This is a genomic window from Enterococcus dongliensis, from assembly GCF_031927985.1.
GTDB lineage: Bacteria > Bacillota > Bacilli > Lactobacillales > Enterococcaceae > Enterococcus_A > Enterococcus_A dongliensis.
The window spans coordinates 121303-133444 of the sequence record NZ_JARPZC010000001.1; the positions used below are offsets into that span (position 1 = coordinate 121303).

14 protein-coding genes are annotated in these 12142 nt (G+C 39.6%); 1 reads left to right on the forward strand and 13 read right to left on the reverse strand.

All coding sequences use genetic code 11. The features are described 5' to 3' along the window. Positions 1 to 210 precede the first annotated feature (210 nt). The 13 genes from P7D84_RS00560 to dnaX form a co-directional block, all read right to left on the reverse strand. Complete coding sequence (locus P7D84_RS00560) at positions 211 to 411, reverse strand: cold-shock protein (protein ID WP_010745638.1); 201 nt, start codon at positions 409 to 411, stop codon at positions 211 to 213. Between the two features lie 191 nt (positions 412 to 602). Beyond that, positions 603 to 1706: a baeRF6 domain-containing protein gene (locus P7D84_RS00565; RefSeq protein ID WP_137602936.1), complete on the reverse strand. Its 1104-nt coding sequence runs from the start codon at positions 1704 to 1706 to the stop codon at positions 603 to 605. Positions 1707 to 2107: 401 nt separating this feature from the next. Then, positions 2108 to 2452 (reverse strand): P-II family nitrogen regulator, encoded by a 345-nt coding sequence (locus P7D84_RS00570; RefSeq protein WP_137602935.1) that lies wholly within the window; start codon positions 2450 to 2452, stop codon positions 2108 to 2110. Between the two features lie 22 nt (positions 2453 to 2474). Continuing rightward, on the reverse strand, positions 2475 to 3689 hold the full coding sequence (locus P7D84_RS00575) for an ammonium transporter (RefSeq protein ID WP_311804669.1): 1215 nt from the start codon (positions 3687 to 3689) through the stop codon (positions 2475 to 2477). A 149-nt stretch (positions 3690 to 3838) separates the two neighbouring features. Further along, positions 3839 to 4693, reverse strand: coding sequence for a 16S rRNA (cytidine(1402)-2'-O)-methyltransferase (rsmI, locus tag P7D84_RS00580; protein WP_137602933.1), 855 nt, complete (start codon positions 4691 to 4693; stop codon positions 3839 to 3841). Between the two features lie 162 nt (positions 4694 to 4855). Then, the gene (locus P7D84_RS00585; RefSeq protein ID WP_170999753.1) at positions 4856 to 5203 is read right to left on the reverse strand and encodes a DNA replication initiation control protein YabA; all 348 of its coding nucleotides are present in this window, start codon (positions 5201 to 5203) and stop codon (positions 4856 to 4858) included. Continuing rightward, positions 5203 to 6015, reverse strand: a complete 813-nt coding sequence (locus tag P7D84_RS00590; protein ID WP_137602931.1) for a PSP1 domain-containing protein — start codon at positions 6013 to 6015, stop codon at positions 5203 to 5205. The genes P7D84_RS00585 and P7D84_RS00590 overlap by 1 nt, the downstream gene beginning before the upstream one ends. A 26-nt stretch (positions 6016 to 6041) precedes the next feature. Next, positions 6042 to 6980 carry a DNA polymerase III subunit delta' gene (gene holB, locus P7D84_RS00595; RefSeq protein ID WP_311804670.1) on the reverse strand — a complete coding sequence of 313 codons (939 nt, stop codon included), beginning with the start codon at positions 6978 to 6980 and terminating at the stop codon, positions 6042 to 6044. 1 nt (position 6981) lies between these two features. Continuing rightward, positions 6982 to 7311 (reverse strand): cyclic di-AMP receptor DarA, encoded by a 330-nt coding sequence (darA, locus tag P7D84_RS00600; RefSeq protein WP_010740793.1) that lies wholly within the window; start codon positions 7309 to 7311, stop codon positions 6982 to 6984. Between the two features lie 13 nt (positions 7312 to 7324). Further along, entirely contained in the window at positions 7325 to 7969 is a 645-nt protein-coding gene (gene tmk, locus P7D84_RS00605; protein WP_311804671.1) for a dTMP kinase, read from the reverse strand. Between the two features lie 60 nt (positions 7970 to 8029). Continuing rightward, complete coding sequence (recR, locus tag P7D84_RS00610; protein WP_137602928.1) at positions 8030 to 8626, reverse strand: recombination mediator RecR; 597 nt, start codon at positions 8624 to 8626, stop codon at positions 8030 to 8032. 29 nt (positions 8627 to 8655) lie between these two features. After that, entirely contained in the window at positions 8656 to 8970 is a 315-nt protein-coding gene (locus P7D84_RS00615; RefSeq protein ID WP_137602927.1) for a YbaB/EbfC family nucleoid-associated protein, read from the reverse strand. Between the two features lie 22 nt (positions 8971 to 8992). Beyond that, complete coding sequence (dnaX, locus tag P7D84_RS00620; protein WP_311804672.1) at positions 8993 to 10723, reverse strand: DNA polymerase III subunit gamma/tau; 1731 nt, start codon at positions 10721 to 10723, stop codon at positions 8993 to 8995. A gap of 182 nt (positions 10724 to 10905) precedes the next feature. Here dnaX and P7D84_RS00625 point away from each other — a divergent pair, with 182 nt between their 5' ends. Next, positions 10906 to 12138, forward strand: a complete 1233-nt coding sequence (locus tag P7D84_RS00625; protein ID WP_311804673.1) for an SPFH domain-containing protein — start codon at positions 10906 to 10908, stop codon at positions 12136 to 12138. The last annotated feature ends 4 nt before the right edge of the window (positions 12139 to 12142 follow it).

Below are 12142 nucleotides of genomic sequence, written 5' to 3' on the forward strand. Positions count from 1 at the left end.
CTAATGCATCTGCTTTTTAATATGAAAAACAGTTATTTTCATGAGCTGTATTTCTCAGTAACAAGAAGACGACTTGCTTATCCTCTTCCTCACGCATTATATCTGAATAGTACCACTTTCTACAAGAAAGTTCTTGGTTTAACCCGCTTTCCGTAATCCGTGAACAAAAAAAAGCCAGATGCTTTCGCACCTGGCTTAGAAGTCTACTAATTAAGCTTTGTTAACGTTTGTAGCTTGAGGTCCACGTTGGCCTTCTTCTACGTCAAAAGTCACTGCTTGACCTTCTTCTAAAGTTTTGAAGCCGTCACCTTGGATAGCTGAGAAATGTACGAATACGTCATTTCCGTTTTCAGCAGTGATAAATCCGTAGCCTTTTTCTGAGTTGAACCATTTTACTGTACCTTGTTCCATGTTAAACATCCTCCTAGGATAAAAATTAGTTTGTAATTACTTGAATGGTGAAATAGGAAAGATGTTGTCTGAAACAAACTTGCCAATATTACCGTACAAAAACTACAATTAGAATTATAGCATACATTAAGCGATAACACTAGGTTATCGCTTAAAAAGTTTTTTCTTAATCAATTTGAAATATTTAGCACTTAATAACGCAATACCGCCAACAAACTCTTCTCATCTGGCGCATCTTTTTGATCTAAAACAAAGACTTGTCCGCCATTTCTGATAACATTTTCAGCGATCTCATTCAAAACTTGACGACGATCGTATTCAACATCTGGGTCTGCGCCAAAACCATTCGTCAAATTAGATGTTGCAATAAATAAATGGGAAATTTTCCCTTCTTTTGCAGCCGGTACGATATCGACTAATTGATCCACAAATTTTCGATCGATTAGTTTTTGATAGGACTGTGTTTCCGCTTCTGTTAACTGATCCGTGATTTTTTGCGTCGCTTTTTTGATGTCATTAATTGTTACTTGTGCTGGCGAACCGCTGATTGCTGCTTTATCTGAATAATAAGGATTTTTTGCGACTTTTTTAAATTGAGTCTGATTTTCTGGTAAAGCAAATAGATACAGCGGGAGTTGGTCTGGATTGTCTAAGTCTTTCAAGAAATTATCGACAGCTTGGTAGTAATTCACCCAATCGATTTCAACTTCTTCATCTTTAGTGTTCACACCATGGAAGCTTCCGGTTTCTCCGCCACGAGCCGAGACATTTAAATTCCCGCCGGTCAATTCATCTCCCAGTGCGGTCACCATATCTTTTGGTGCATCTTCTGGAAGTTCGATTGCAGTGACTTCTTTGTTACGAACAAAATAAAGCTTCATCGAATCACGATTTAACGCCATCAAATAATATGGATAGTTGAATTGAGTATTTTTGATGATCGCTAATAAGTACGGCAGATCACTCACGTAATACTGGTCATCGACTGTGATGCTCAATCGATGAATATATGCTGCATCAGCGGTTAAAATCACCGCAGCACTTTTTGTTCCGTTACGCCAAAAATCACCATCTGCTAATAATTGATCAATTTTTTCTTGGAATGGTTCAAAGCTGTGATCAGTGTATTTTTTTTCAAAGCGTCGTTTCGCTTCTTTAGCAAAGTTTTTAAACATGATTTGGTCTTTTTCAACAGCTTGATGCCCATGGTGTGTGTTCAACATAAATGTAATAAACGGACCTGTTGCTTTTTCTGAAGTCAATTCAGTTAGTAACTTTTTACTGATATTTGCCATAAATGTACCCTCCTATTTAGATCTTCCAATTTAAGTGTAACATAGCTCTTAAATTCCTCGAAACAAAATGCAACCCTTACATTATGTAAATATAAAGAAAATTTCTACAGAAAATTGCATAAGTTTTTTCTAATTCATTTCTTAGCGATTAACAAACAGCCATTCATGAACTTAAGACGTATTTGTTTTATCATGAAAATATACCAATTATCCCGAATTGGTTTTTCATACTTACTCCTACCAAGAGTAAATAACAACCTTCATTTCCACCATAGTGACGGCTATGGTGGTTTTTTGTTCTTTAAAAATCAGCTGCTTTTTAAAACTCTGCTTCTAGTCGATTGATCTGCCTAAGATTTCTTTTCTTCAATAAAAAACCGGCTGATTTCTCAGCCGGTTTTTTATTGAATTGCTGCTTTTCCCGTTTCTCTTGTGCGAATCCGTATCACTTCTTCAATCGGATAGACAAATATTTTCCCGGTCCCGCATTCTTCGGATTGACAGATTTCCAAAATCAGTTCAATGACTTGCTTTACTTCTTCATCAGCTAAGATAAAACTCACTGAGACTTTAGGTAATAGTGTTGTGATAACCTCTTGTCCTCGTACATGACTTTTTTGGCCTTTTTGCAAGCCACAACCTAAAACTTGGCTGACCGTCATCCCATTGATGGTCACTTCTTGATCGATAGCCGCTTTTATTTCCTCTACCTTTTCTTGTCTGATAATCGCTTCAACTTTTTTCATTGCGCTCTCCTTCCGTTACTTTCTAAGAGTCCATCCCCATAAATGTTGGATAAGCATTTTCAGCATGTTCGATTTGGTCTAAGCCTAATGCTTCTTCTTGTTGTGAGACCCGAATCGGTATAAATCTTCGAATCAGCGAGATGATCAAGTAACTAGCGATACCTGCAAAAAACAGCGTAAACAGGACACTTACGATTTGTGCGATGAATAGCTGCGTCTCCCCATAAATCAAGCCTGTCCGCCCACCCAGTGACGGATCAGCGAAAATCCCCGTTGCAATACCACCAAAAATTCCGCCGACACCGTGACAGCCAAAGGCATCTAATGCATCATCAAAGCCCAGTTTTTGCTTAATGACCGCAATAAAGTAATAACAAAATGGACTTACTAACGCACCAATTAGAATACTTGACCAGATCGATACAAATCCTGCACCAGGTGTAATAGCAACTAGTCCTACAACTGCCCCTGTACACGCACCGACAACTGTTGGTTTACCATTTAAAACTTTTTCAATCAACATCCAAGACAACATTGCACAAGCAGCGGCAGTATTTGTCGTAATGACCGCATGAATGGCTAATCCATTTGCTGCTAAAGCAGATCCCCCATTAAAACCAAACCAGCCAAACCATAAAAGCCCTGTCCCTAAGACAACAAAAGGAATATTATGCGGGCGATAATTACCGATATGATATTCTCGACGACGTCCCAATACGATTGCTAATACTAATCCTGAAATTCCCGAACTGATATGAACAACATTCCCACCAGCAAAATCAATCGAGCCGATTTTATCAAGAAAACCACCGCCCCAAACCATATGAGCCATCGGAAAATACACGATAACCAACCAGAGGGCGATAAATAAGAAAATTGCTGAAAAACGCATTCTGCCAGCCACTGATCCCGTCAAGATAGCAGTTGTGATCAAAGCAAACATCATTTGAAAAAAGGCAAAGAGTCCTTCTGGAATCCCCTCTCCTTTTACCATCGAGACATTGTTAAAAAAGAGTTTGTCTAAATTTCCAATAAAGTTACCGTCACCACTAAATGACAATGAATAACCAACCGCCACCCAGATTAAAGAAGCCAATCCCATCGTACAAATGACCATCATCATCGTGTTCAAAATGTTTTTCCGCCGTTCCAATCCGCCATAGAAAAAAGCTAATGCGGGAGTCATAAGAAAAACGAATCCTGAACAAATCAAAATAAATGCACTATTTGCTGCCATCGAACCACTCCATTCTATTTATGTTATGTATTCTAACATTAAATTAAAATTAAAAAAGTGTTTTAAGCAGTTTTTATCATCTTTTTCTAATTTAATAACTTTTTGTGTTATAAAAGTTCACACGAAAAAAGCAGGAAGAAGTTCTCCTGCTATAATTCGTGGTATTCTTTGTACACTTCTTGTTTTTTCAATCCATGTCGTTTTGCGATTGATTTGATTGCTTCTTTCGAAGATTGACCAGCTAAGATTAATGTTTCTACTTGTTCTTTCAATGTTCCTTCAAAAACTTCTTCTTTTTCAACTTCCTCAGCACCAGAGACTAGCAAACAGCACTCACCTTTTAATGGGTGCTCTGTTACGTACATAATCAGTTCTTCTGCAGTTCCTCGCAAGTATTCTTCGTACACTTTCGTTAATTCCCGACAGACCACTACCTCACGATTGCCAAAAATCTCTAAAATATTTTTGAGGGTCTCTTTTACTCGGTGAGGAGATTCATAAAATATCATTGTCGCTGTTTGGTTTTTTAAGTCAGTCAACTCTTTTTTCTGGCTATTTTTTTTTCGTTGTAAAAAACCATAGAAATAAAAGGGTTGCGGCAATAAGCCTGAAGCAATCAGTGCGGTCATTCCCGCTGTAGCACCTGGCAGCGCAACAACTGGGATATCTTCTTCAATACACGCTACAACAAATTCATGGCCTGGATCGCTGATCGATGGCATCCCGGCATCGCTAACTTGTGCGATTGAGTTGCCATTTTTTAAAAATGCTACTAATTCTGGGATTCTTTCATTGTAATTATGTTCGTGTAAGCTTTTTTGCGGTACCTTAATTTCAAAATGATTCAATAACTTCTGTGTATTGCGTGTATCTTCACTGGCGATCAATTCAACCGTCTGCAACGTTTTGACTGCCCGAAACGTCATATCTTCTAAATTGCCGATTGGCGTTGGGACTAAGTATAATGTGCCGACATCTTGTGCAAAACTTTTTTGGATCTTCACAGCTGTTTTCCCTCTTTTCCTGTGATTTATTTTGTCTCCCTTTATCTAATCAATTGGTGTTCTTAGATCAAGAAACTTACAAAAAAAGCAGGTGTGACAAGTTGTCATACCCACTTTTTGAAATAAACAGTATTTTAGAAGCAATACTTTTTGTCACAACGGTTACTTTTGCTTGCTCTCGCGATAGATGACATCTAAACAAAACGCACAAGGTTCGTCTTGCTCCCGTCTAGAACCGTAGAGTAAATTGCAAACGTGAAAGCCATCTTCGTATATTTTTTCAAGATTTAATCGAGATTCCGATAATTCTTGTCGTTCATCTAAGACGGGGGATTTTTTTTCATCAATGGCACGAATGCGTTCCCGCAAGCGTTCATTTTCCATTTCTAATGTGGTATTTTTTTCAACGAGTTCCAGCAATGTCTCTTTCATCGTGACTAGATCTTCAAGATTTTTATGCATGTCTTGTTCTAATTGATTCAAGCCATCATACAAAGAACGACGATCCATCATGCCAGATCACCTGCTTCAACTAATTCTTGAAAATCAAAATCAACTGTTGCATCACGACCGAACAATCGAACTTTCACAACTTGACTTAGTAAGTTCAAGCCGATCACTTTTCCTCGTCCTTCCGGTGTGTTAATCTCTTTTCCATAGTCAGGCATCGCTTTTTTAGCCGATTCATACTCACTATTTTCATATTTCAAACAACACATCAAACGGCCGCAAAGTCCGGAAATCTTTGTTGGATTCAATGATAATCCTTGTTCTTTTGCCATTTTGATAGAAACAGGAATAAAGTCGCCTAAAAAAGTCGAACAACATAACGGCCGACCACAGGGTCCGATACCACCGAGAATCTTGGCTTCATCCCGCACACCGATTTGGCGCAACTCGATCCGCGTACGGAAAATTCCCGCCAAATCTTTGACCAACTCACGAAAATCTATGCGGCCATCAGCAGTGAAATAAAAGATCATTTTACTGCGATCATACGTATACTCCACTTGGATTAATTTCATCTCTAAGTTATGAACACGGATTTTTTCTTTGGCAGTTTTAAACGCTGCCTCCGCATCTGCTTCATTTTGCGCTACTTTTTGTAATTCTTTGTCTGAAGCTTTATGTAAAATATTTTTTAAGTCATCAGACAGATCTTTTTTTGAGATCTCTATTTTTGGAATTGCCACTGTCGCAATCTGGTGCGCCTGCTGTGACTCGACCAAGACTTTATCATTATAAAAATATTCGTTTTTACCTGGCGCATAATAATAGATACGGCCAGCGTCACGAAAACGAACACCCACAACTTCAACCATGGTTTTCCCTACTCTCTTAAATAACGTTAAGCAAAAACGATGTGCAACGTTATTTGTTCTGCGATATTTTGAAATGACACGTTCGCTTCTAGTTTCTGACTGGCTGATAAGACTTCTTCTAACAAGCGGTTGTAATTTTCTAAACCTGACTGTTTCTGTCCCATCACTTGATTGCGTTTTTCTTTCACAAAATATGCCAACAACTCAAAAGCAAATTGTTGTTGTATTTTATCTTTAAACGTCTTCACCAATTTTTTTTGAACATAGATAAACGCTTGCGGATCATTTTTTTCGAGATAATTAAACCATTGAATAACAGCATCTCTAGCTTCATTAAACCATTCATCTTTTGATATTTCAACAGCTTTTCCATAACTATTTGTTAAATTTGCTAAGAGTTCCGCCGTTTTTGCTGGGATTTGTTCTGCTTCTAATCGAGCCTGCAACCGTTTGGTAGACAGACCTTGGAAATGGATGATCTGACAACGGGAGCGAATCGTTGGCAAGATTTTCCCTAACGATTGGGTCTCTAAAATAATCATAAAATTAGCTGGCGGTTCTTCTAAAAATTTTAATAAGCTGTTTGCTGAGCTTACATTCATTTTCTCTGCTTGATGAATGATCACGACCTTCTTCGCAGATTCAAAACCGCTTTTGGCTAACTCACCTTGCAAAGCACGGATCTGATCGACTTTAATAGACTGGCCATCCGGTTCAATCTCGACTACATCGGGATGATCTTTACTAGCAATCCGCAGACAATTATTGCATTTTTCACAAGGCATTCCATCTTGCAATGCCAAACAGAATAGGTGTTTTACAAACCATAACGCCAATTCAGCCTTGCCAGTCCCTTGGTCTCCTTCAAAAAGATAAGCATGGGCCAAACGCCCATGCTCAAAACTGTTTTGTAGTTGGCGAAAAACGATTGGCTGAATTGTCTGAAGTTTTTGCGCTTCGTTCATCTTAATATTGATGGAAGCCTTCGACTGGTAAGACAAAGACGGTTGCGCCGCCGACTTCAACTTCAACCGGATAAGGGACTTGTCCGTCTAAAGAGATGTCTAATGTCACAGGTGTTGTAACATATTGTGTTCGTGCTTGGCAAGTTTCTTTGATCAATGCCAAAGCATCTTCCACACGTTCATCCTCAATCCCAATGATAAATGTGCTATTGCCTGCTTTCAAAAAGCCACCAGTGGAAGAAAGTTTTGTTGCTCGAATATTGGCGTCAATAAATTCATTGGCTAAGCGGTTAGAATCTTTGTCTTGAACGATTGCTAAAATAAGTTTCATAGTTGGCCACCTCTCATGATTGAAAATAGTTTGGATAACGCGTCAACAACTCGTAAAAACAATCTCTCACGACTTCGTCTAAACGTTTCCGAGCGTCGATTTTTATAATTCGATCGGGATTTGCGTCTACCAATTTTAAATACGCATGACGTACCCTCTGATGAAATTGTAACCCTTCTGAGTCCAAACGGTCAATTTGATTGGTCCGATTCTTCATGATTCGTTGCAACCCGGTATCTGAATCAATGTCTAAATAAAGCGTAACATCTGGAATTGTCCCTTCCACCGCAAACTCATTGAGCTTAGCCACTTCTTCGATACCGATCTTGCGACCAGCACCTTGATAAGCTAGCGAACTGTCGGTAAAACGATCACACAAAACGATTTGATCCGCTTCAAGTGCCGGCCATACTTTTTCGACAAGATGCTGCCGCCGTGCAGCTGCGTATAGCAACGCTTCTGTTCGATCATCCATTTGATCATTGCCGGGATCAAGGATCACGTGACGAATTTTTTCAGCGATCGGGATGCCTCCAGGTTCTCTTGTTTTGACGATAGCTCTTTTCGCCGTTAATTGTAATCTAGGATATAGCTCATCCAGCACACTGGTTTTACCCGCGCCATCTGGTCCTTCAATCGTAATAAATAATCCACTCACGTTTTTGTCCTCCAAAATCATTATGCTCTCATCTATCTTTAAAAAAACACCGCGAAATATTTATAATTCACGGCGTCCTTCCACTGCTTTTAACAAGGTAATCTCATCAGCATATTCGATATCGCTACCGACGGATAATCCATGGGCTAATCGCGTCACTTTGATCCCAGCCGGTTTGATCAGACGTGACAGATACATCGCAGTGGCTTCACCTTCTGTCGTGGCATTTGTCGCAATAATGACTTCTTTGATTTCATCATCATGCAGACGTTTGATTAAAGGTGCGATATTGATGTCTTCTGGTCCAGTCCCTTCCATCGGTGACAATACCCCATGAAGTACATGATACAGACCGTGATATTCACGAACTTTTTCCAGCGACATAACATCCTTAGGTTCTTCCACAACTAAAATCGTACTGCGGTCACGAGTAGTATCTGAACAAATATCACAGGGATCTTCCTCTGTGATATTTCCACACACGCTACAAAATCGAAGATCACGTTTGACACTAATCAATGAACGTGCAAATTCATTGACTGCTTCATCTTTCATATCAATCGTGAAAAAGGCCAAACGAGTCGCAGTCTTTTGTCCGATACCCGGCAATTTCATATAACTTTCAATCAGTTTAGCAATCGGTTCTGGATATTGCATTTCTGTTCATCCTCTCTGAACAAAGTCGCTTACATTCCAGGAAGTCCCTTTGTATATTTCCCCATTGTTTGATCTGTCTCTTTTGTAATTTTTGTAATTGCGTCATTGACTGCTAAGACAATCATGTCTTGCAGCATTTCAGGATCTTCTGGATCAATCAATTCAGGGTTGATCGTCATTGCCTGCATTTTTTTATCACCAGTGAATGTTACTGTGACCAAATCATTGGTTGAACTTCCAGTGAATTCTTTTGCATTCAATTCATCCTGAGCTTTAACCATCTCTTTTTGCATTTTTTGCATTTGTTTCATCATGCCTTGCATATTTCCCATTCCACGCATCATTTTCTTATTTGCTCCTTACTCTTTAATCATTTTTTATAGTTACTAAATCGCCAAATAGACTTTTTGCTTGTTCAACGACCTCGTTGGTTTCTTCTGGTACCAGCTTGTTTTCTGTCTCCGCTTCTTTTGCTACAGAGTGCCCATGTTGCTGACTGACAAATGCTTGGCGCAACCGAGGCCAGCTTTCACGGGTAATAAAAACGAATTCAGGTGTATAATCTCTGATTATCATACTTAAACTGTTTTGCATATTCAAGCGCAATTCATCACTGCCATCTGCTCGTTGACAAACAATCTCATAATCAAAAGCAATCAACATCAACTCAGGACCGGCTGCTACCGGCTCACTGGCTTTTAACATAGCTCGCTGTGTGACTGGCAGTGCCATCAATAAATCTTCCCAAATATTTTTTACACTTAATAGATGCTCTTTTGTCGCTTCACTTAACACTTGATACACACGCTCAGTCGGCACTCGATAACTGCTAGTGTGTTTTTTTGGTGCTGTTTTATGTTCTTCTTTTTCAACAGTTGGGTTTGCTTTTAATTGCTGCATCTCAGTTTGCAGTTGTTGGACTTGCTGTCTTAATGTTACTAATTCCGATTGATCCACTGCTTGTGTCGATGCAGTTGCAGCTGAATCTGCTGCCGGATTTTTTCCTGTTTCAGCTGGGGATGTTGTCGCTAATTTCACGGTTGCAACTTCCAAATAAACATTGGCGTGATTCGTAAAACGAATCTCATTTTGCGTCTCGCTTAAAATTTTGATCATAATATATAATCGTTCAGAGGCGGTATCCTTAGCTAATTGTTTGAATGTATCTGTCACATAGACAGCTTGAGTGGCTAAAAGTTGCGGTGCTTGTTGATAAATCAGCAAATCGCGACAATACAGCAATAAATCTTCTGTTAAACGCCGCGCTTCTTTACCTTCTGCCAACATATTCTCTAAAATCTCCAAAGCATTGCTGACATCTTGTTTCAGACAAGCACTAATAAAATCATCCATCATCTCAGTAGTCAAACTTCCTGTCACTGCTAGCGCATCGGCTAAAGTGATTGTTTCATTACTAAAAGAAATTGCTTGATCTAAAATACTCAATGCATCCCGCATTCCACCTTCTGCTGCGCGTGCAATGACAGACAAGGCTTGTTCTTCATAAGTCTGGTTGCTTTGTTCCAAAATATAAGCCATCCGTCCAATAATCGCTGGAACATCGATTCGTTTGAAATCAAAGCGTTGCGTTCGTGAAATAATCGTCGCTGGAATCTTGTGCGGCTCAGTGGTCGCTAAGACGAAAATCACATGTTCTTTAGGTTCTTCTAACGTTTTTAGCAATGCGTTGAAAGCCCCAGTAGAAAGCATATGGACTTCATCAATAATATATACTTTATATTTAGCCGCAGTCGGTGCATAGTTGGCGCGCTCACGAATAAATCGGATTTCTTCTACGCCATTATTACTCGCCGCATCAATCTCGATCACATCTTCTTGGCGTCCTTCGGTGATTGAACGACACATCTCACATTCATTGCAAGGTTCCCCGTCAACACTGTTAGGACAATTGATGGCTTTGGCAAAAATTTTTGCCGCACTAGTTTTTCCTGTTCCGCGGGGACCGGTAAACAGATAAGCATGAGACGTTTTCTGTTGTTGGATCGCATTTTTCAACGTCTTTGTGATTGCTTCTTGTCCGACTAAGTCATCAAACCGTTGTGAGCGCCAAACGCGGTAAAGTGCTTGATATGCCATAATTCTCCTCTTTTCTTTCAAAATCACTGCTTTTTATTATACGTGATTTTTTGCAAAAAAACTATAAAAACCAATTGTTAAAGCTAATTGTTTAGCGTCTCTTAATCTGTATAATTGTATCCTTTCTAGTTCAAAAACGCTCTATGGTATAATGAAAAAAACGTTTTTATGGAGGGATATTCATGGGTCTATTTAAAGCAGCAACAAGCAGTCTTGGCGGTGGTCTAGCCGATCAATGGTTAGAAATTATCGAACCAGCCGATATGGGACAAAATACCGTCATGACAAAAGGTGTTGCAGTGCGGCAAAATGATAAACGCGGCAGCAATAAAAAAGGAACAAGTGATGTCATTACGGATGGTTCAGTCATCCATGTCTATCCAAATATGATGATGCTTTTAGTTGATGGAGGAAAAATCATTGACTACACCGCTGAAGAAGGTTATTACACGGTGGAAAATAATTCCGCACCATCGATGTTCAATGGTTCGTTAAAAGAAGCCGTTGCTGAAACCTTCAGTCGTTTCAAATTTGGCGGTGTCACGCCTCAAAAACAACAAGTTTTTTATATTAATTTACAAGAAATCAAGGGAATCAAATTTGGGACGAGTACGCCGCTAAATTATTTTGATAACTTTTACAATGCAGAGCTATTCTTACGAGCCCACGGTACATATTCCATCAAAGTCACGAACCCAATTTTATTTTTTGCTAATGCGATTCCACGGAATATGAATCAAGTCGATATCAGTGATATCAACGAACAATATTTACAAGAGTTTTTGACAGGCCTGCAAGCAGCGATCAATCAAATGTCTGCTGACGGTCAGCGCATCTCTTACGTTCCATCGAAAAGTCTGGAATTGAGTAACTATTTATCCGAAGCCTTAGATGACAGCTGGCGAGAATTACGCGGGATGGAAATCGTTTCAGTCGCTGTTGCGAGCATTTCTTATACTGATGATTCTACAAAACTGATTAACATGCGCAATGAAGGTGCCATGTTGGGCGATCCAGGCGTGCGAGAAGGATACGTTCAAGGTTCTGTTGCTCGCGGAATGGAATCTGCTGGTAAAAATTCGGTGGGGGCCGCTACTGGTTTCTTCGGCATGGGAATGGGAATGAATGCCGGCGGGGATTTTCTCAATCAAGCTTCACAAAGCAACCAGCAGCAAATCCAACAAAATCAGCACGCGAACCAAAAATCAGCAGAACAATGGACTTGTCCAACATGCGGTGAAGAAAATACAGGCAAATTCTGCAGCAACTGTGGTGAGCCCAAGCCTGCTCCTGCAACAGCAGCAAAAATCCAAATGAAATGCAGTGAGTGTAACGAAGTAGTGGACTTAACTAATGGTGTTCCAAAATTTTGTCCCCATTGCGGCAAACCATTCAAAGCAGTTCCGTTAGACTAAAAAA

Coding starts and splice junctions, on each gene's coding strand:
- darA (WP_010740793.1), bottom strand. CDS start 7,311: ATGAAACTTATTTTAGCAATCGTTCAAGACAAAGATTCTAACCGCTTA.
- P7D84_RS00575 (WP_311804669.1), bottom strand. CDS start 3,689: ATGGCAGCAAATAGTGCATTTATTTTGATTTGTTCAGGATTCGTTTTT.
- P7D84_RS00625 (WP_311804673.1), top strand. CDS start 10,906: ATGGGTCTATTTAAAGCAGCAACAAGCAGTCTTGGCGGTGGTCTAGCC.
- P7D84_RS00565 (WP_137602936.1), bottom strand. CDS start 1,706: ATGGCAAATATCAGTAAAAAGTTACTAACTGAATTGACTTCAGAAAAA.
- P7D84_RS00585 (WP_170999753.1), bottom strand. CDS start 5,203: ATGGATCGTCGTTCTTTGTATGATGGCTTGAATCAATTAGAACAAGAC.
- dnaX (WP_311804672.1), bottom strand. CDS start 10,723: ATGGCATATCAAGCACTTTACCGCGTTTGGCGCTCACAACGGTTTGAT.
- recR (WP_137602928.1), bottom strand. CDS start 8,626: ATGCAATATCCAGAACCGATTGCTAAACTGATTGAAAGTTATATGAAA.
- P7D84_RS00590 (WP_137602931.1), bottom strand. CDS start 6,015: ATGGTTGAAGTTGTGGGTGTTCGTTTTCGTGACGCTGGCCGTATCTAT.
- holB (WP_311804670.1), bottom strand. CDS start 6,980: ATGAACGAAGCGCAAAAACTTCAGACAATTCAGCCAATCGTTTTTCGC.
- P7D84_RS00560 (WP_010745638.1), bottom strand. CDS start 411: ATGGAACAAGGTACAGTAAAATGGTTCAACTCAGAAAAAGGCTACGGA.
- P7D84_RS00570 (WP_137602935.1), bottom strand. CDS start 2,452: ATGAAAAAAGTTGAAGCGATTATCAGACAAGAAAAGGTAGAGGAAATA.
- P7D84_RS00615 (WP_137602927.1), bottom strand. CDS start 8,970: ATGATGCGTGGAATGGGAAATATGCAAGGCATGATGAAACAAATGCAA.